This window comes from Rubellimicrobium roseum, from assembly GCF_006152145.1.
GTDB lineage: Bacteria > Pseudomonadota > Alphaproteobacteria > Rhodobacterales > Rhodobacteraceae > Rubellimicrobium > Rubellimicrobium roseum.
Genome location: NZ_VDFV01000004.1, coordinates 122,773 through 140,912 on the forward strand (window position 1 = coordinate 122,773; position 18,140 = coordinate 140,912).

The following is an 18,140-nucleotide window of genomic DNA, read 5'->3' on the forward strand; positions in this document are numbered from 1 at the left end:
AAGGTTCAACCCGGCCGCGTTCCGGGGTAAGACCGGGCGACGGGCAAGAGGGGCGACGGGTGGGCCGCATCGACAGATACCTGCTGTCGCAGCTGATGGCGATCTTCGGGCTGGCCTCGCTGGTGCTGGTGCTGGTCTACTGGATCAACCGCGCCGTCGTGCTGTTCGACCAGCTCATCGCGGACGGCCAGTCGGCCTGGGTCTTCCTGGAGCTGACGGCGCTGGCGTTGCCGGCCATCATCCGGCTCGTGCTGCCGCTCGCGGCCTTCGTAGCAGTGCTTTATGCGCTGGCCCGCCTGTCGGGCGATTCGGAGCTGACGGTGGTGCAGGCCACCGGCGCCTCGCCCTGGAGGCTGGCGCGGCCGGTGCTGGTCTTCGGGCTGATCGTGGCGGGCCTCATCTCGGTCCTCACGCATGTCCTGACGCCCCTGGCGCTGGGTCGCCTCAACGACCGGCAGGCCGAGATCGCCCAGACCGCCACCGCGCGGCTCCTGCGTGAGGGAGAGTTCATCTCGCCCACCTCGGGCCTGACGCTCTATCTCCGCGAAGTCACGCCCGAAGGCGAACTGCGCGGCCTCCTCCTCACCGACACGCGCGACCCGGCCGGAAGCGTCACCTACACCGCCGCCTCGGCCTATCTCGTGCGGGGCGCCGGGGCGCCGCAGCTCGTCATGGTGGACGGGATGATCCAGCAACTCGGGGCCGAGGGGACCCAGCTCCTGACCACGACCTTCACCGATCTGGCCTACGACCTGGGCCCTCTCCTCCAGGTCGATTCCGGCGACAGGCGCGGCACGCGCGAGCGCTCCACCTGGGAGCTGCTGACCGACCGGGCACGGGTCGCGGAGGAGACGGGCAGCTCGCCGTCCGAGATCCTGGCCGAGGCGCAGGACCGGGTGGCCGAGGCGCTGCTCGCCCCCGCTGCCGCCCTGATCGCGCTGGGCAGCCTTCTTCTGGGGCAGTTCAGCCGCTTCGGCGTCTGGCGGCAGGTGATCGGGGCCATCGTGCTGGTCATCCTCGTCAAGGGGATCGAATCGGGCGCCGTGCAGGCCGTCCGGTCGGAGCCCACGCTCTGGCCGCTGCTCTACGTGCCGTCTCTGGCCGGCGGGGCGATCGGCCTCGCGCTCCTGGCGCTGGCCGGGAGGTCGCGCTGCGTGCGCCGGACGGAGGTCGCATGATCCTGGACCGCTACCTCGCCCGCCGCTTCCTGCGGACCTTTCTCGGGACGCTGGCGGTGTTCTTCGGCATCCTCGCGCTCATCGACCTCGTGGAGCAGATCCGTCGCCATTCGGACGACGTGGACGGGCTGGGCCCGGTGCTGGCGCTGACGCTTCTCAATGTCCCGGCGAGCCTCTACGAGATCCTGCCCCTTGTCATGATCATCGCGGCGATCACGCTGTTCCTGGGCCTGGGCCGCTCCTCGGAGCTGGTGGTCACGCGCGGCTCGGGCCGGTCCGCACTGCGGGCGCTGCTGGGGCCGGCGGTAGTGGCGCTCCTGTTGGGCGCGCTGGCGGTCGCGGCCTTCAACCCCATCGTTGCGGCCACCTCGCGCGAGTATGAGTCGCGCCTCGACCGGCTCGAGGGCGCCGAGGAGGCGCTGGCGCTGGCGGGCGACGCGCTGTGGCTGCGGCAGGGCGGACCTGCGGGGCCGGCGGTGATCCGGGCCGAGCGGTCGAACCTCGACGGCACGGTGCTCTCGGGCGTGACCTTCCTGACCTACGACCCCGACGGCCGTCCGCGCGAGCGGATCGAGGCGCAGGACGCCCGGCTCGAAGGGGGACAGTGGGTGCTGGGCGGGGCCAAGCTCTGGCGGCTCGGCGCCGCCAACCCGGAGGCCGAGGCCGAGACCCACGAAAGCTGGACCCTGCCCTCGACCCTGACCGCCGACCAGATCCGGGACAGCTTCGGCGAGCCCTCGGCCATCCCGATCTGGGAACTGCCGCGCTTCATCGCCCGGCTCGAGGAGGCGGGCTTCGCCGCGCAACGCCACCGCGTCTTCCTGCAAATGGAGTTGGCGCAGCCGCTCTTCCTTCTGGCGATGGTGCTGGTGGCGGCGGGCTTCACGATGCACCATCAGCGCGGGCGGCGAACGGGGGTCCTGGTGATGGGCGCGATCCTGATGGGCTTCGGGGTCTACTTCCTGCGGAGCCTGTCGCAGATCCTGGGCGAGGCGGGCAACGTGCCCCCGGCGCTCGCGGCCTGGGCGCCGCCCGTCGCGGCCATCGGCCTGGCGCTCGGGCTTCTTCTGCATCTGGAGGAAGGATGAGGCGGCTTCTCGCGCTGCTTCTGGCGCTTCTGCCCCTGCCCGCGCGCGCGCAGGACAGCGCCGTGCTGGTCGCCGACAGCCTGTTCGTCACGGCCGAGGAGCGGCTGGTCGCCACCGGCAACGTGCAGGCCTTCCATGACGGCACCGTCCTGTCGGCGTCGCGGATCACCTACGACCGCGCCGCCGACCGCCTGGCCATCGAGGGGCCGATCCTGATCCGCGACGCGGACGGGACGGTGCTGACGGCCGAGCGGGCGGACTTCGACCCCCGGCTGGAGGACGGGCTGCTGCGCGGGGCGCGGCTCGTTCTCGAACGCCAGCTCCAGCTGTCGGCGAACCGGGTGGACCGGGTCGGCGGCCTCACGGCGCTGACCGGGACGGCCGTGACCTCCTGCCAGGTCTGCGCCGGCCGCCGCCCGCTCTGGGAGATCCGGGCCGAGCAGGTCATCCACGACGAGGCCGCCCAGCAGCTCTTCTTCGAGGACGCCCGGTTCCTCGTTCGGGGCGTACCGATCCTGTGGGTGCCCCGGCTCCGCCTGCCCGACCCCGGCAACGCGCGGGCGACCGGCCTGCTCATTCCGCGCATCCGCAGCACGAGCGAGCTCGGCTTCGGCGTTCGGCTCCCGTATTTCGTGGAGCTCGGGCCCAGCCGGGACGTGACGCTCGCCCCCTACCTGTCGAGCCAGACCCGCACGTTGGAGGCCCGCTACCGGCAGGCGTTCCTGAACGGCGCCATCGAGGTGACGGGCGCCGTGAGCCGCGACGATATCCGTCCGGACGGGCTGAGGGGCTATCTCGCCGCCGAGGGCGAGTTCGAGTTCGCCAAACGCCTCCTGCTGGAGTTCTCGGCCACCGCGATCAGCGACGAGGCCTATCTCCTCGATTACGGCATCTCGGATGCCGACCGGCTCGAATCGGTCCTGCGGCTGAGCCGGGCGACGGAGGAGTCGCTCCTGGTCGCGGAGGTCACGCAGATCCGCACCCTGCGCGAGGAGGAAACGGCCTCGTCCCTGCCCCCGGTTCTGGGCACGCTGGCCTGGGAGGAGCGTCGCGCGGCGCTGGGTGGCACGGTGACACTGGGCGCCGGGGCGGACGGCTTCCTGCGCACAGCCGATGGCGCGGGCGCCTCGGCGCGGGACGTGGCGCGGGCCGGCGCCTTCGCCGGCTGGCGGGCTGATCGGGTGCTGGCCACCGGCCTGCTGGTCGAGGGCGAGGCGCGCGGCGCGCTCGACGCCTTCCGGGTCACGGACGACCCCGCCTTTGCCGACACGCTCCTTCGCGCCGCTCCGGCTGCCGCCGTGACCCTTCGATGGCCGCTCCTGCGCCGGGGAGGCCGGTTCGTCGACCTCCTGGAGCCCGTGGCCTCATTGGGCTGGTCCGGCGCCCTGGGTGACGATCCCCCGAACGAGGACGCCCGCCTGCCCGAGTTCGACGAGGCCAACCTCTTCGCCCTGTCCCGCCTGCCCGGCGAGGATGTCGTCGAAGAGGGCGGGCGGCTGTCGCTGGGCCTGGGATGGACCCGGCAGGGTCCGGACTTCGTGTCGACCGTCTCGCTGGGCCGCGTGCTGCGGACCGAGGCCGCCGGCGCGTCCGAGGCCTCGGGCCTGTCGGGCACGGACTCGGACTGGCTGGTCGCGGGGCAGCTCGACCTGGCGGGCGGGTTCGCGCTCGACGGGCGGACCCTCCTCGACGAGGACGGCATCGGGAAGACCGAGGCGCGGGTCGGCTGGGCCAACGAGGCGGTGACGCTGTCGGCCGCCTATCTGTTCCTGCCCGCCGATGCGGCCGAGGCCCGGCCCGCCCGCGCCGCCGAATGGACCATCGACGCCGAATGGCGCCCGTCCCAAAGCTGGACGCTGCTCGGCGAGACCCGCTACGACGTGGCCAACGACAAGCCGGCGCGGGCCCGGTTGGGCCTCGTGTGGCGCAACGAATGCGTGGAGGTGGACGTCTCGGTCGGGCGCCGCTACACCTCCACCGACGAGGCCGGGCCGTCCACGGATTTCGGGCTCTCGATCAATCTCAACGGCTTCTCGGCCGGGCGACAGGCGCGGGTGACCCCCGGCCGATGCCGCGGCTGAGGGAGGGTCAAGGACAGATGTCTTCCGGTTCCATGCTGCGGGCGGTCGGGCTCGCGATCCTCCTGGGGGCCCCTGCGGCGGCGCAGGACGGACTCTTCTCGCCAGTAATCGTGGTCAACGACCGCGCCGTGACCGGCTACGAGATCGCGCAGCGCATCCGCCTGCTGGAGATCTTCAACACGCCCGGCAACCTCGACGAGGTAGCGCGGACCCAGCTCGTGGAGGAGCGGCTCAAGCAGCAGGAGCTGGAGCGGCGCGGCGTGGCGCTGGCGCCCGAGGGGCTGCAGCGGGCCATCGACGACTTCGCGGCCCGCACCAACCTGTCAGGCGATGCCTTCGTCGCCCAACTGGAGTCGCAGGGCGTCTCCTATGAGACCCTGCGCGACTATCTGGAGATCAACGTCACCTGGCGCGACTACATCCGGTCCCGCTTCGGCAGTCAGGTTGAGTTGAGCGAGGCCGAGATCGACCAGGCCCTCGCGCAGCAGGAAACACAGTCGCAGGGCATCGAGGTCCTCCTCAACGAGATCGTCATCCCCGCTCCGCCGGGGCAGGAGGGCGAGGCCGATGCCCTGGCGCGACGTCTCTCGCAGACGACCTCCACGGCCGAGTTCGAGGCAGCCGCCCGCGAGGTCTCGGCGGTGCGCTCGCGCGAGCAGGGCGGACGGCTCGACTGGACGCCGATCACCAACTACCCCGAGCCGCTCCAGGACCTTCTCCTGAGCCTCGATCCGGGCGAGGTAACGCCGCCCCTGCAGGTGACAGGCGCGGTGGCGCTGCTCCAGTTGCGCGACCTGCGCCAGGGCGCCGTGCCGGCGGCGGAACCCGAGTTGGTGGACTACGCGGTGGTCCGCATCGCGGGCGGCCTGACGGAGCCCGCGCTGGCCGAAGCCTCGCGCATCGCGGCGGCGGTGGACACCTGCGCGGGGCTCTTCGAGCAGGGCATTCCCGACGCGAACATCGAGCGCGCCACGGTCGCCCCGGCGGCGCTGCCACAGGACGTGGCGCTCGACCTCGCCCGGCTCGACCCCGGCGAGATCACCTGGGGCCGCACCGAGAACGGCGGTCAGACGCTCCTCCTGACCATGCTCTGCGCCCGGACCTATCCCCTGCCCGAGGGCGCGGCCGACCGGGAAGCGGTGGCCAACACCCTGCGCGGCGACCGCTTGCAGGGCTACGCCGACGCGATCGTCGCCGACCTGCGCGCCAGCGCGACCATCGTCGGCGAATGAGCGGCCGGGCGTGACCGTCATCATCTCCTGCGGCGAGCCCGCCGGCATAGGGCCCGAGGTCGCGGCTCGCGCCTGGGACGCACTGAGGTCGCCGATGCTCTGGATCGGGGATCCCCGCCACCTGCCCCCCGGAACCCCGGTGGCCGAGGTCGCGGGGCCGGAGGAGGCCGAGGAGGCCTGCGCCCGCGCGCTTCCGGTTCTGGCACGCGACTTCGGGGCTCCGGTCGTGCCAGGCCGCCCCGACCCCACCCATGCGCAACCCGTGATCGATGCCATCCGCGACGGCGTGGACCTGATCCGCGAGGGGCGCGCCCGCGCGCTCTGCACCGCGCCCATCTCCAAGGCGGCGCTGGTGGCGGGCGCAGGCTTCGCCTATCCGGGCCACACCGAATATCTCGCGCATCTGGGCGGCGATGCCGACGTGGTCATGATGCTCGCCTGCGAGGCGCTGCGCGTCGTGCCCGCCACCATCCATGTCGCGCTGTCCGAGGTGCCGCGCCTCCTCACCGCCGACCTGCTCGAACGTGTTCTGCGCGTGACCCACGCCGCGCTGCGCGACGACTGGGGCGTGCCCGAGCCGCGCATCGCCGTCGCGGGCCTCAACCCGCATGCGGGCGAGGACGGACTCATGGGCACCGAGGAGGGCGCGATGATCCGGCCGCTCCTCGACCGGCTCCGGGCCGAGGGAATGCACCTTTCGGGTCCCCACTCGCCCGACACGATGTTCCACGACGAGGCGCGGGCGACCTACGACGCCGCCGTCTGCATGTACCATGACCAAGCGCTGATCCCGATCAAGACGCTCGATTTCGCGCGCGGGGTGAACGTCACGGCGGGGCTGCCCTTCGTGCGGACCTCGCCCGACCACGGCACCGCCTTCGGCATCGCCGGGCAGGGCCGGGCCGACCCGCGCTCGATGATCGCGGCGCTCGAACTCGCGGACCGGCTGTCGCGCCAGCGGGGGACGCCATGGCGGCCATAGACGGGCTTCCGCCGCTGCGCGAAGTGATCGCGACCCATGGCCTCTCGGCCAGGAAGGCTCTGGGGCAGAACTTCATCCTCGACCTCAACCTGACGGCGCGCATCGCCCGGTCGGCGGGCCAGCTCGCCCAGTCGGACGTGCTGGAGGTCGGGCCCGGTCCCGGGGGCCTGACGCGCGGGCTTCTGGCCGAGGGCGCACGCAGGGTCGTGGCCGTCGAGAAGGACGCCCGCTGCCTGCCCGCGCTGGCCGAGGTCGCCGCCCACTACCCCGGGCGGCTGGAGGTGATCGAAGGCGACGCGCTGACGGTGGACCTCTCGGGCCGCCTGACCCCGCCCGTGCGCATCGTGGCGAACCTGCCCTACAACGTGGGCACGGAGCTGCTGATCCGCTGGCTCACGCCGCCCGAATGGCCGCCCTTCTGGACGTCGCTCACGCTCATGTTCCAGCGCGAGGTGGCCAAGCGCATCACCGCGCAGGCCGGGGACGACGCTTATGGGCGGCTCGCGATCCTGGCCCAGTGGCGGGCCGAGCCGCGCGTGGTGCTGGAACTGCCGCCCGAGGCCTTCGTGCCGCCGCCCAAGGTCTCCTCGGCAGTGGTGCATCTCGACGCCCTGCCCGGGCCGCGCTTCCCGGCGAACCTCAGGACGCTGGAACGCGTGACGGCAGCGGCGTTCGGTCAGCGGCGCAAGATGCTGCGGGCATCGCTCAAGGGTCTCACGCCGGACATCGAGGCGCATCTGGCGGCCGTCGGCATCCCGGCCACGGAACGGGCCGAGCGCGTATCGCTGGAAGCCTTCTGCGCCCTGGCCCAAAGCCTCGACGGCGCGAACTGATCCGGGCCTCCGTCCACGGAACATGAAAAGGGCGGGGTTCGGACCCCGCCTTGTTCCATTCTTCCATCCGGCGGCTTCACTCCGCCGCGTCGGGCGGCGCCGCTTCGGCCGGAGCCTCGCTGCGGGGCGCGCGCGGCTTGCGGGGACGGCGCGGACGCTCGGCCTGCACAGGCGCCGCATCGGCGGGGGCCTGGGCCGGACCTTCCGGCGCTTCGACGGAAGCCGGCGTCTCGTTGGCCTGAGGCGCCGCAACGGGCACGGGCTCCGCAGGCGGCTGCACCTCCTCGCGGCGGGGCCGCTCGCGACGTTCGCCGTCGCGGGCCTCGCGTTCGCGGCGCGGGCGCTCGCGGCGGGGGGCCCGCTCCTCGGGCGTCTCGACGAGACCCGCGTTCGGCGCGGCATCGTCCTGCGGCTCGGCCACCAGGACCGGGAAGAGCGGCTGGATCAGGAAACCGGGCTCGGCGGCCTCGGCCGGCGCCTGGCTCTCCTCCTGGGCGCGGAAGCGGGCCTGGCGCTCACGCTCGCGCTCCCTCTGCATCTCGCGCTCGCGCTGGATGTCCCGTTCGCGCTGCTGCTCGCGGGTCAGCTCCATCTGCCGATCGCGCTCTTGCTGGCGCTCGCGCTGGAACTGCTCCTGCTCCTCGCGGGCGCGCTCGACGTCGCGCATCGCCTCGGCCAGCATCCGGGTGTAGTGCTCGGCGTGCTGGGCGAAGTTCTCGGCCCCCACGCGGTCGCCGGACAGTTGGGCGTCCCGATGGAGCTGGAGATATTTCTCGATGATCTGTTGCGGCGTGCCGCGGACTTTCCCTTCGGGGCCCGAGCTGTCGAACACGCGGTTGATGATGTTGCCGCCCGAGGGACGGTTGTTGCGGTTCTGCTTGTTGCGTTGCCGCTGCTTGGAAGATCTCATGGGGCCTGTCTGATCCAGGTGATGACTTGACGCTCTGTGCCTGATCCCGCGCCAATGGCACCTGTGGGAGGATCGGCTGGAGTAGTGAAGCGGCGCTCCGGACGGCGGATCGAGGCGACGCCCTATCGCCCAAGGCCCGCGACCTGTCCGTATCGGCCACTAAGCACGCCGAAGACGTGGGGGCAAGGGCGAAACCGTTCCATGCTCATATGGGGCGGGAAGCTGCGTCCTTCAAGGCACGCGGAACAGACAGACCCGATCCCGCCCGTCGAAGTCCCGCCGGATCTCGGGCCGGCCCAGGCCTTGGGCGGTTCCAAGGGCGGCAATGGCGCTGGCCTGGGTCGGTCCGTGCTCGACCGCCAGACGCCCGCCAGACGCCAGATACGGCCCGACCCCGGACAGGATCGCGCGATAGGCATCCAGCCCGTCAGCTTCGTCCGTCAGCGCCAGACGAGGCTCCCAATCCCGCACCTCGGGCTCGAGGTCCGGCATCTCGTTCAGGGCGATGTAGGGAGGATTGGACACGATCAGATCGAAGCGCCCCTCGGCCGCCGCGAACCAGTCGGACGGCCGAAGCTGCACCCGGTCGGCCACGCCCAGCCGCGCGGCATTGGTCCGCGCCACCTCCAGGGCGGCGGGCGACAGGTCGAGGCCAACCCCCGTCGCCTCGGGCCGATCCGCCAGCAGCGACAGGAGGATGCAGCCCGATCCTGTCCCGAGGTCGAGCACGCGCCCGAACGGTTCCTCCAGCGCGGCCGCAACCAGGATCTCTGTTTCGGGACGGGGATCGAGTACATCGGGAGTAACCACGAATTCCCGCCCCCAGAAGAGCCGGGTCCCCAGGAGATGCGAGACCGGCCGGCGCGTGATGCGCTGTGCGAGGATGCTGTCGTAAGATTCTGCCATAGCTGGAGAAATCACCTCAGGCAGCACCAATGTGAGCCGCCCCGGCGCCACGCCCATCGCATGGGCCAGCAGCCGCCGCGCGTCCGCGGCCGCGTCGGGCACGCCAGCCTCGCGCAATTGGCGAACGCCCCGCGCCAGCGCCTCGGCGCCGGTCATCGCCCTCGCTCCATCAACGTGGTCCAGATACGCAGTCCGCCCCTTCCGCCAAGGCGCCGGCCGGCGGTCATGCCCCGAGCTGCGCCAGGGCCTCGGCCTGCGCATGGGCCGTCAGCGCGTCCACGACCTCGCCCAGGTCGCCGTTCAGGATCTGATCCAGACGATAGAGCGTGAGCCCGATGCGGTGGTCGGTGAGCCGCCCCTGCGGCACGTTGTAGGTGCGGACGCGCTCGCTCCGGTCGCCCGACCCCACCTGCGCGCGGCGGTCGGCCGACCGCGCCCCTTCGGTCCGGGCGCGCTCCATCTCATAGAGCCGCGCGCGCAGCACCTGCATGGCGAGGTCACGGTTGCGGTGCTGCGACTTCTGCGACGAGGTCACCACGATTCCCGTGGGAATATGCGTGATCCGGACGGCCGAGTCCGTGGTGTTCACGTGCTGGCCGCCCGCGCCCGAGGAGCGCATCGTGTCGATGCGCAGGTCGGCGGGATTGATCTGCACGTCCACCTCCTCGGCCTCGGGCAGGACAGCCACGGTGGCGGCCGAGGTGTGGATGCGCCCCGAGGCTTCGGTCGCGGGCACGCGCTGGATGCGGTGGACGCCGCTTTCGTACTTCATCCGGGCAAAGACGCCCTCGCCCTCGATCCGCGCCACCAGTTCCTTGAGGCCGCCCAGGTCGGTCGCCTGCTCCTCCACCACGTCAAAGGTCCAGCCCTGGCTTTCGGCGAAGCGCTGGTACATCCGCGCGAGATCGGCGGCGAAGAGAGCGGCCTCCTCCCCTCCGGTGCCCGGCCGGATCTCCAGCATCGCAGGGCGGGCATCGGCCGCGTCCTTGGGAAGAAGGGCGACCTGCAGGTCGCGCTCGGTGCGCGCCAGCCGTTCGCGCAACGGGGGCAGTTCCTCCTCGGCCAGGGACCGCAGGTCGGGGTCGGCCAGCATCGCCTCGGCATCGGCCACCTCGCCGCACAGCCGGCGCCAGGCCTCGGTGGCCTCGACCACGGGCCGAAGCTGGGACCATTCGCGCGAGACCTGGGCGATCTCGGCGGGCGCGAGGGGCTCCTGCATCTTCGCCTCCAGGAAGGCGTAGCGCTGGGCGATGTCGTGAAGGCGGTCTTCGGGGATCATGGGGCCCCTCTCGCCCTTGGATGCGGGGCGGTCAAGGGCGCCTCACCGCCGGCCGACGTGCGGCCGCCGCCGTTGCAGGCGTATTTGAGCCAAGTTGATGAGGCCATCCTCACGCCGACACGCGCGCCGCTCGACCGCCCCGGCGTCGGGGAGACGCGGGCGCCTCAAGCGCCGCCCGCAGCACGTCGGTCATCGGATGCGCGGCCCCGTGACGATCGAGGAGCGCCCGCACCAAAGGGAGGGGGTCCGTTCCGGCAGGCAGCGACAGCGCCCAGTCGAGAAAGATCGAGCGGCACTCCTCCGCCGTGATGCCGGGGATCGCATAGGCTTCGCGCATCAGGCCCTTGGGATCGTAGGGGTCAGTTGACTTCATTGAACTCTCCCAGGGTGGCATCGATCAGGGCAGCGGCTTCCTCGGCCTCGGCGGCGAGCCGGGCCTCAAGGTCGGGCAGGCTCTCCTCGCCGGTCTCGCGAAGGAGGAACCGTCGCCCGCCCTCGCCCACCTTGCTTGGATCGAGGCGCCCTTCGGTCAGGAGGCGGGCCGCCGCCTGAACGGTGCCGAACAGGTCCGCCGCCGCGGCCAGCCTCTCTGCGGCCGCGTCGGTGACGATCCCTGCCGCGGCCCCCGCGCGCAACTGCTCGGCCGTGGCGCGCTCGGCCGAGCCGGCCCGCAGCGCCAGGCCCTGGGCAAAGAGCTCGATATCCCGGAGCCGCCCGGGACCTGCCTTCGGGTTCCAGCGCCCCTCGTCGGCCTTGGCCTGCGAAAGGCGCGCGCGCATGTCCGCCACATCGGGGGCGATCCGGGGGTCTGCCTTTCGGCCCGCGATCAGATCCTCCCGGAACGCCTCGACGGCCTCGGCCAGCCGCTCCGCGCCCTCGCCCGCGCAGGCCACCACCCGCGCGCGGGTCAGCGCAAGGTGCTCCCAGGTCCAGGCCTCCTCGCGCTGGTAGCTCTGGAACGAGGCCCAGGAGGTCGCCACCGGCCCCTGCCGGCCCGAGGGGCGCAGGCGCATGTCGGCCTCGTAGAGCCGCCCTTCGGCCATGGGCGCCGAGAGCGCCGTCACCAGCGCCTGCGTCAGCCGCGCGAAGTAGGGCCGCGTCGCCAGGGGGCGCGCCCCGTCCGAGGCGTCGCCGCCACCCGCGTCGTAGATCATGATGAGGTCGAGGTCCGAAGCGGCAGTAAGCCGCCCGGCGCCCAGCGATCCCATTCCCAGCACCACGGCGCCCCAGCCGGGGCCGCCCCCATGCTTGCGCGCGAACTCTTCGGCCACCAGAGGGAAGAGCCGCCGCAGAACCGCCTCGGCCAGGTCGGCGTACTGTGCGCCCGCCTCGGCCGCGCCGATCAGGCCCTGGAGGTGATGGACGCCCACGCGGAACCACCATTCCTTCATGCCGCGCCGGAGCGCGATCAGCCGTGCCTCGTGGTCCCGCGCCTCGGCCAGCAGGCGGTCGAGCGCCGCCATGATCCCGTCCCGCCCGGGCCAGGGGTCGAAGAAGCTCCCCGCGATCACAGCGTCCAGCACCCCGGCGTTGCGCCCGAGATAGCGCGCGAGCGCGGGCGAGGTCGCGGCGATGTCGACGAGAAGCCGCAGGAGGCCCGGATTAGCCTCGAAGAGTGAGAAGAGCTGCACGCCGGCCGGGAGGCCCGCCAGGAACTGGTCGAAGCTCGCCAGCGCCTCGGCGGGCACCGCCGCCTCGCGCAGGCGGCGCAGGATCTCGGGACGCAGCCGGGTGAAGATCTCAACCGCACGGGGCGAGCGCAGCGCCGCATAGGTCGGCCAGCGGGCCGTGATCTCGGCGCCGAAGTCGTCCTCGGCCGGGGGCGGGGCATGACCGGGCGCGAAGAAGCCTTCGGTCAACTCGTGCACCTCCTCCAGACGCTGCGTCAGGTCGAGACGGACGGCGCCTTCGTCCTCGCCCATCAGCGCCGCGAGCCGCGCCCAGCCTTCGGGAGTGGCAGGCAGATCGTGGGTCTGCTGGTCGGCGATCATCTGGACGCGGTGCTCGACCTCGCGCAGGCGGCGGTAATGGGCGGTCAGCCGGTCCTTTACGTCCGGGGGCACCCAGCCCGCGTCGGACAGGCGCCCGAGCCCCTCCACGGTCCCGCGCACCCGCAGCGACGGGTCGCGCCCCCCGGCGATGAGCTGGCGCGTCTGGGTGAAGAACTCGATCTCGCGGATGCCGCCGCGGCCGAGCTTGAGGTTGTGGCCCTCCAAGCTGAAGGGCCCGCCCAGCCCCTTGTGGTCGCGGATGCGCAGCCGCATGTCGTGCGCGTCCTGGATCGCCGCAAAGTCGAGATGCCGGCGCCAGACGAAGGGCCGCAGCGTGTCGAGGAACCGCGCCCCCGCGGCAAGGTCGCCCCCGGAGGGCCGCGCCTTGATGTAGGCCGCGCGCTCCCAGGTGCGCCCGAGGCTCTCGTAATAGGCTTCGGCCCCGGCCATCGCCATGCAGACGGGCGTCACGGCGGCGTCGGGCCGAAGGCGCAGGTCGACGCGGAAGACATAGCCGTCGGTCCGGTCCTGCAGCATGGCCGTCATGGCGCGCGTGACCTTCACGAGGCCCGCGCGCAGGCCCGGATAATCCTCGCGCGAGACGCGGGTTTCGTCGAACAGGCAGACGAGGTCGATGTCGCTCGAGTAATTGAGCTCGAAGGCCCCCATCTTGCCCATGGCGAGCGCGACCATGCCGCCCGCGGTCCCGACATCGTCCGGACCTAGGCCCGGCAGGCGTCCCTTGGCAATTCCTTCGGCCACCAGCGCCCGGATCGCGCGGTCCACGGCCACATCGGCCAGCCGCGTGAGCGCCTCCGTCACCGTCTCCAGCGGCCAGGCGCCTGCGAGATCCATCAGCGCCGCCAGCAGCGCCACCCGCCGCTTGGCGGCCCGCAAGGCGGGACCCAGCCGGTCGGAGGTGTCGGGCAGGTCCGCCAGTGCGGCGTCCATCGCCGCCTCGGGGTCCTCCATCGCGGGCCGGAGCCAGTCCGCCTCGCGCGCGATCAGGTCGGCCAGATAGGGACTCGATCCGGCCGCACCGCGCAGAAGCTCCCGGATCGGGCCGGTTGCGTCCGACGGAACGGCGCGCTCGGCCCGTGCAGGATCGGCCGGGATGGGGAGGCGATGGATGCGCGCAGAAAGGGAGACCATGGGCGCACTCATGGCACGGGCAGCCGGAACGTCAACCACCTCGGGCCAGCGCCTTTCCGCTCAGGCCCGGCGCAATGTGAAAGTCTTTCACATCTCCTCTTGAAGCCCCGACCCCACCGGACCATCTTCCTCGATGTGAAGGACGTTCACATCAACTCGGCCCCAAAGGAGCCATCGCCATGAGTTCGACCGACCTTTCCCCTCCCGCCGGCCTGCGGCGCCTCGACCAGCCCTCGTTCGCGGGCCGGATCTGGGCCGGCCTGAACGACGCCGTGGCCTGGCTCGACGGGCACGGCCGAAAGGCCTGGATCGCCACCGTCGTCGCCAGCTTCGTCATCGCGCCGCCGCTCGGCGTCGCCGCTCTCCTCTTCGCCATCGGAACCGGACGCATGTTCTCTCGCAATCACGACCGCTTCGGGGGCTGCGCCTCCCGCCGTGCCCGCCGCGACGCCTGGGCCAACGCCCGCACCGCCATGCGCCCGTCGGGCAACACGGCCTTCGACGCCTACAAGGCCGAGACGCTCCGTCGCCTGGAGGACGAGCAGCGGGCCTTCGAGGACTTCCTGGCCCGCCTGCGCGAGGCCAAGGACAAGGCCGAGTTCGACCAGTTCATGGAAGAGCGCGCCCGCCGTGCCAAGCCCGGCCATGACGACGAGCAGGACGCGGCCTGACAAGGGCCCCGGCGCTTGCGTCGCGACCGTCCCATCCCCACATCTCACTGACGCGGCGGGCTCCCGGCCCGCCGCTTCGCCTTCCCGCCGACAGGACCCGCCATGTTCGCCAGCCCGCATCGCGTCCCGCTCCACGGCCTGCCCGATCCCGTGCGCGAGCCCGCCTTCTACGAGGGCGTGGCGACCAAGCGGGCCCTCGCCTGGGTCATCGACGAGGCGCTGATCTTCGTCCTTTGCCTTCTCGCCCTGCCCTTCACCGCCTTCACCGCCATCTTCTGGTGGCCGGTGCTGTGGATGATGGTGGGCCTGCCCTACCGCTGGGCCACGCTGGCAAGGGGATCGGCCACCTGGGGGATGCGCCTGATGTCCCTCCAGTTCCGCGACCGCAACGGCGAGCGGCTCGATCCGCAGACGGCCGGGCTCCATGTCGCGGGCTACGCGGTCTCGATGACCCTTCTGCCGCTGCAACTCGTGTCGATGGCCCTCATCGCCGGGCTGGGGCGCGGTCAGGGGCTGACGGATCTCGCCCTGGGCACGGCGGCGATCAACAGGCCGGTGTGAGGCGCTCAGAAAAGCTGCGGGCCGGCACTTGGCGACCCCCCGGCGTCACGCTAACCTGAGTGGGCGACGCCACTGCCCGTTCCCTTTTCTACTGGACCGATGCGCCACACGCTTCCCCTCGCGCCGCAATTCTACGTCACGGCTCCGCAGCCGTGCCCCTACCTTCCTGGCCGGATGGAGCGGAAGCTCTTCACCGCGCTCCAGGGCGATCAGGCGGAGAAGCTCAACGACGCGCTCTCGCGCCAGGGCTTCCGCCGGTCGCAGAACGTGCTGTACCGGCCGTCCTGCGCCGACTGCCAGGCCTGCTATTCGGCCCGCATCCGCGTCGCGGACTTCGAGCCTTCGCGCAGCCAGGCCCGCGTCCTGCGGCGCAACGCGCCCCTGCGCCGCCGCGCGGCCAGCCCCTGGGCGACCGAGGAGCAGTTCGCGCTCTTCCGCCGCTATCTCGACGGCCGCCACGCCGAGGGCGGGATGGCCGACATGGACATCTTCGAGTTCGCCGCCATGGTCGAGGAGACCCCCGTCCGATCGCGCCTGATCGAGTATCATTCCGCCGACGCGGCGCTGCGGGCCGTCTGCTTGACCGACCTGCTCGATGACGGGCTGAGCATGGTCTACTCCTTCTTCGACCCCGGCCGGGAGAAGGACTCGCTCGGGACCTACGTGATCCTCGATCACGTCCGCATCGCCCGCGAGTTGGGCCTCCCCTACGTCTATCTCGGCTACTGGGTCCCGGGGAGCGACAAGATGGGCTACAAGGCCCGCTTCGGCGCGCTTGAGGTCTACCGGCGCGGCCAGTGGCAGCCCATCGGCGACCCCGCGAGCTACAAGGCCGACACCCACCCCCTCTCGGTGGACCCCATCGCCGAGCAGGTCGCGCGCATCCACCTGCCCGACGCGCGGCCCACCAAAGGCTGACACCGGGCCGTCGCGACACCTCCCCCGATCGACGGGCGTCGGGCTTCCTGCCCCGACATGGCCCGTCGTAACCCTGCGGCATCTCGCTTCGCCGCTGTTGACGGCTGCCGTCCGCGTTGAGAAGGCTCGCTTGCGGGCCGCCGACGAGGTGCGGGACCGGAAAACTGGGGAGGAGCATGCGAGCGCTTCTGCGACTGTCGAGCGGCATTGACCGGCTGAATGCCTTTCTGGGCGGCGTGGCCGCCTATCTGGTCCTTGCGGCCGCCCTGATCAGCGCAGGCAACGCCGTGATGCGCTACGTCTTCGACTACAGTTCGAACGCCTTCCTCGAGATCCAGTGGTATCTCTTCGCGGGCATCGTGATGCTCGGAGCCGCCAATACCCTGCGCCGCAACGAGCACGTGCGCGTGGACCTCGTCTACATGTCCGTGTCCGAGCGCAAGCGGCTCTGGATCGACCTCTTCGGCATCCTTCTGTTCCTGTTCCCCTTCACGATTTTCCTGGCCTGGCTGTCCTGGCCCATCGCGCTGCGGGCGCTGCAGACGGGCGAGATGTCCTCGAGCGCGGGCGGCCTTCTGCGCTGGCCGGTGCGCATGGTGATCTGCGTGGGCTTCGCCCTTGTGGCGATCCAAGGCCTGTCGGAGTTCATCAAGCGCCTGGCGGCGCTGCGCGGCATCGTCGCCATCAGCACCGCCTACGAAAAGCCGCAGCAGTAAGGAGCCGCGCCCGTGTTCGACTTCGGCCCCCTGCCGCCCCTCATGTTCCTCAGCATGATCTTCTTCATGCTCTACGGCTTCCCCGTGGCCTTCTCTCTCGGGGCGGCCGGCCTGTTCTTCGGGATCATCGGCGTCGCGACGGATCACTTCGCCCAAGGCTTCCTGGCCGCGCTGCCGCACCGTGTCCTGGGCATCGTCTCCAACGACCTCCTCCTCGCCATCCCCTTCTTCACGCTGATGGGCGCCATCCTGGAGCGCTGCGGCTTGGCCGAGGACATGCTGGAAGGCATGGGCAAGCTCTTCGGCCGCGTGCCAGGCGGGCTCGCCTACGCTGTCATCCTCGTGGGCGCGATCCTCGGGGCCGTGACCGGGACGGTGGCGGCCTCGGTCATCACCATGGGCGTCATCTCGCTGCCGATCATGCTCCGCTACGGCTACAACGAGCGGCTCGCGACCGGTGTGATCGCGGCCTCCGGCACCATCACGCAGGTCATCCCGCCGTCCTTGGTGCTCGTGGTCCTGGCCGACCAGCTCGGTCGCTCGGTGGGCGACATGTATCTCGGGGCGCTCGGCCCCTCGGTGGCGCAGGCGCTGATCTTCCTGGGCTTCATCCTGATCATGTCGGTCCTGCGGCCGAACTCCATGCCGCCGCTGCCGCCCGAGGTTCGTGGCCAAGCGAGCCTCCGGCTCATCCTGAAGGTGCTGTGGGGTATCGTTCCCTCGCTGGTGCTGATCTTCCTCGTGCTCGGCACGATCTTCATGGGCCTCGCGACGCCCACCGAATCCGGCGCCCTCGGGGTGGTCGGGGCGATGGCCCTGGCCGCCATGAACCGGCGGCTCACCTGGCCGCTCGTCCGCGAGGCGATGACGACCACGGCCCAGCTTACCGCGATGGTCGTGTTCATCCTGATCGGCGCGACCGTGTTCACCCTGGTCTTCCAGGGCATGGACGGGGGACGCTGGATCGAGCACCTGCTCGACGGCCTGCCGGGCGGTCAGATCGGCTTCCTGATCTTCGTCAACATCTTCATCTTCTTCCTGGCCTTCTTCCTCGACTTCTTCGAGATCGCCTTCATCGTGATCCCCCTGCTCGTCCCGGCGGCCGAGAACCTGGGCATCGACCTCGTGTGGTTCGGGGTGCTGATCTGCATCAACCTGCAGACGAGCTTCATGCACCCGCCCTTCGGCTTCGCTCTGTTCTACCTGCGCTCCATCGCCCCGCGCGAGGTGACGACGAAGCAGATCTATCTGGGCGCGATCCCGTGGCTCGGCCTCCAGCTCCTGCTGGTGGGGATCGTGATCTTCTGGCCGGGCCTCGTGACGGGGATGCTCAACCGCGGCCCGGCCATCGACCCATCGACCGTGGAGATCGTCACGCCCGGCGTGGGCGGCCTGGGCGGTGGCGGCCTGGGCGGCGGGCTTGGCCAGCCGCCGGGCCTGGGGGGCGGCCTCGGGCAGCCGCCGGGCCTGAGCGCACCGGGCAGTTCCGGGGCCCAGCCGCCGGCCGCGCCGGCGCCGGGGACTCCGGGCGCGCTGGGAACGCCTCCGGGGCTGCAACCGGCGCCGGCCCCCGCTCCGGCACAGCCCGGCGGGCTCGGGCTGCCTCCGGGCCTCCAGCCCGCGCCCTGACCGCAACGAAAAC

At 71.5% G+C, this 18,140-nt stretch carries 16 protein-coding genes; 11 read left to right on the top strand and 5 right to left on the bottom strand.

The annotated features are described in order from the left end of the window. The first annotated feature begins 59 nt into the window (after positions 1-59). From lptF to rsmA, 6 genes are read left to right on the top strand one after another with little or no spacing between them, the layout of a single operon-like run. The gene (lptF, locus tag FHG71_RS05875; protein ID WP_246045360.1) at positions 60-1,178 is read left to right on the top strand and encodes an LPS export ABC transporter permease LptF; all 1,119 of its coding nucleotides are present in this window, start codon (positions 60-62) and stop codon (positions 1,176-1,178) included. Then, the gene (gene lptG / locus FHG71_RS05880) at positions 1,175-2,266 is read left to right on the top strand and encodes an LPS export ABC transporter permease LptG (RefSeq protein ID WP_139080692.1); all 1,092 of its coding nucleotides are present in this window, start codon (positions 1,175-1,177) and stop codon (positions 2,264-2,266) included. Before lptF ends, lptG begins: the two co-directional genes overlap by 4 nt. Then, complete coding sequence (locus FHG71_RS05885; protein ID WP_139080693.1) at positions 2,263-4,347, top strand: LPS-assembly protein LptD; 2,085 nt, start codon at positions 2,263-2,265, stop codon at positions 4,345-4,347. The genes lptG and FHG71_RS05885 overlap by 4 nt, the downstream gene beginning before the upstream one ends. 17 nt (positions 4,348-4,364) lie before the next feature. Continuing rightward, positions 4,365-5,579 (top strand): peptidylprolyl isomerase, encoded by a 1,215-nt coding sequence (locus tag FHG71_RS05890; RefSeq protein WP_139080694.1) that lies wholly within the window; start codon positions 4,365-4,367, stop codon positions 5,577-5,579. A 10-nt stretch (positions 5,580-5,589) separates the two neighbouring features. Further along, positions 5,590-6,561, top strand: coding sequence for a 4-hydroxythreonine-4-phosphate dehydrogenase PdxA (pdxA, locus tag FHG71_RS05895; protein WP_139080695.1), 972 nt, complete (start codon positions 5,590-5,592; stop codon positions 6,559-6,561). Continuing rightward, positions 6,549-7,394 carry a 16S rRNA (adenine(1518)-N(6)/adenine(1519)-N(6))-dimethyltransferase RsmA gene (gene rsmA, locus FHG71_RS05900; protein WP_139080696.1) on the top strand — a complete coding sequence of 282 codons (846 nt, stop codon included), beginning with the start codon at positions 6,549-6,551 and terminating at the stop codon, positions 7,392-7,394. Before pdxA ends, rsmA begins: the two co-directional genes overlap by 13 nt. Before the next feature lie 76 nt (positions 7,395-7,470). Here the strand turns inward: rsmA and FHG71_RS05905 are convergent, their stop codons facing one another. The 5 genes from FHG71_RS05905 to FHG71_RS05925 all read right to left on the bottom strand — a co-directional run bounded on the left by FHG71_RS05905 (position 7,471) and on the right by FHG71_RS05925 (position 13,632). Beyond that, positions 7,471-8,304: a DUF4167 domain-containing protein gene (locus FHG71_RS05905; RefSeq protein WP_139080697.1), complete on the bottom strand. Its 834-nt coding sequence runs from the start codon at positions 8,302-8,304 to the stop codon at positions 7,471-7,473. Between the two features lie 231 nt (positions 8,305-8,535). Beyond that, positions 8,536-9,366 (bottom strand): peptide chain release factor N(5)-glutamine methyltransferase, encoded by an 831-nt coding sequence (gene prmC, locus FHG71_RS05910; protein WP_139080698.1) that lies wholly within the window; start codon positions 9,364-9,366, stop codon positions 8,536-8,538. Positions 9,367-9,433: 67 nt separating this feature from the next. Continuing rightward, positions 9,434-10,489: a peptide chain release factor 1 gene (prfA, locus tag FHG71_RS05915; RefSeq protein ID WP_139080699.1), complete on the bottom strand. Its 1,056-nt coding sequence runs from the start codon at positions 10,487-10,489 to the stop codon at positions 9,434-9,436. A 109-nt stretch (positions 10,490-10,598) separates the two neighbouring features. Further along, positions 10,599-10,862 carry a hypothetical protein gene (locus FHG71_RS05920; RefSeq protein ID WP_139080700.1) on the bottom strand — a complete coding sequence of 88 codons (264 nt, stop codon included), beginning with the start codon at positions 10,860-10,862 and terminating at the stop codon, positions 10,599-10,601. Then, positions 10,849-13,632, bottom strand: coding sequence for a [protein-PII] uridylyltransferase family protein (locus tag FHG71_RS05925; protein ID WP_139080701.1), 2,784 nt, complete (start codon positions 13,630-13,632; stop codon positions 10,849-10,851). The genes FHG71_RS05920 and FHG71_RS05925 overlap by 14 nt, the downstream gene beginning before the upstream one ends. Before the next feature lie 179 nt (positions 13,633-13,811). Between FHG71_RS05925 and FHG71_RS05930 the strand changes: the two genes are divergently transcribed. The 5 genes from FHG71_RS05930 (at position 13,812) to FHG71_RS05950 (ending at position 18,127) form a co-directional block, all read left to right on the top strand. Next, a complete protein-coding gene (locus FHG71_RS05930; protein ID WP_139080702.1) occupies positions 13,812-14,303 on the top strand; it encodes a DUF2852 domain-containing protein in 492 nt (163 codons plus the stop codon). 102 nt (positions 14,304-14,405) lie between these two features. Continuing rightward, a complete protein-coding gene (locus FHG71_RS05935) occupies positions 14,406-14,864 on the top strand; it encodes an RDD family protein (protein WP_139080703.1) in 459 nt (152 codons plus the stop codon). 99 nt (positions 14,865-14,963) lie between these two features. Next, a complete protein-coding gene (locus FHG71_RS05940; protein ID WP_139080704.1) occupies positions 14,964-15,782 on the top strand; it encodes an arginyltransferase in 819 nt (272 codons plus the stop codon). Between the two features lie 176 nt (positions 15,783-15,958). Further along, a complete protein-coding gene (locus tag FHG71_RS05945; protein ID WP_139080705.1) occupies positions 15,959-16,498 on the top strand; it encodes a TRAP transporter small permease subunit in 540 nt (179 codons plus the stop codon). A gap of 42 nt (positions 16,499-16,540) precedes the next feature. After that, positions 16,541-18,127 carry a TRAP transporter large permease gene (locus FHG71_RS05950; protein ID WP_218014045.1) on the top strand — a complete coding sequence of 529 codons (1,587 nt, stop codon included), beginning with the start codon at positions 16,541-16,543 and terminating at the stop codon, positions 18,125-18,127. The last annotated feature ends 13 nt before the right edge of the window (positions 18,128-18,140 follow it).

Bases quoted from the DNA above. Each gene is read 5' to 3' on its own strand.
- lptG (WP_139080692.1), top strand. From the start codon at position 1,175: ATGATCCTGGACCGCTACCTCGCCCGCCGCTTCCTGCGGACCTTTCTC.
- FHG71_RS05885 (WP_139080693.1), top strand. From the start codon at position 2,263: ATGAGGCGGCTTCTCGCGCTGCTTCTGGCGCTTCTGCCCCTGCCCGCG.
- FHG71_RS05890 (WP_139080694.1), top strand. From the start codon at position 4,365: ATGTCTTCCGGTTCCATGCTGCGGGCGGTCGGGCTCGCGATCCTCCTG.
- rsmA (WP_139080696.1), top strand. From the start codon at position 6,549: ATGGCGGCCATAGACGGGCTTCCGCCGCTGCGCGAAGTGATCGCGACC.
- FHG71_RS05905 (WP_139080697.1), bottom strand. From the start codon at position 8,304: ATGAGATCTTCCAAGCAGCGGCAACGCAACAAGCAGAACCGCAACAAC.
- prmC (WP_139080698.1), bottom strand. From the start codon at position 9,366: ATGACCGGCGCCGAGGCGCTGGCGCGGGGCGTTCGCCAATTGCGCGAG.
- prfA (WP_139080699.1), bottom strand. From the start codon at position 10,489: ATGATCCCCGAAGACCGCCTTCACGACATCGCCCAGCGCTACGCCTTC.
- FHG71_RS05920 (WP_139080700.1), bottom strand. From the start codon at position 10,862: ATGAAGTCAACTGACCCCTACGATCCCAAGGGCCTGATGCGCGAAGCC.
- FHG71_RS05925 (WP_139080701.1), bottom strand. From the start codon at position 13,632: ATGGTCTCCCTTTCTGCGCGCATCCATCGCCTCCCCATCCCGGCCGAT.
- FHG71_RS05930 (WP_139080702.1), top strand. From the start codon at position 13,812: ATGAGTTCGACCGACCTTTCCCCTCCCGCCGGCCTGCGGCGCCTCGAC.
- FHG71_RS05935 (WP_139080703.1), top strand. From the start codon at position 14,406: ATGTTCGCCAGCCCGCATCGCGTCCCGCTCCACGGCCTGCCCGATCCC.
- FHG71_RS05940 (WP_139080704.1), top strand. From the start codon at position 14,964: ATGCGCCACACGCTTCCCCTCGCGCCGCAATTCTACGTCACGGCTCCG.
- FHG71_RS05945 (WP_139080705.1), top strand. From the start codon at position 15,959: ATGCGAGCGCTTCTGCGACTGTCGAGCGGCATTGACCGGCTGAATGCC.
- FHG71_RS05950 (WP_218014045.1), top strand. From the start codon at position 16,541: ATGTTCCTCAGCATGATCTTCTTCATGCTCTACGGCTTCCCCGTGGCC.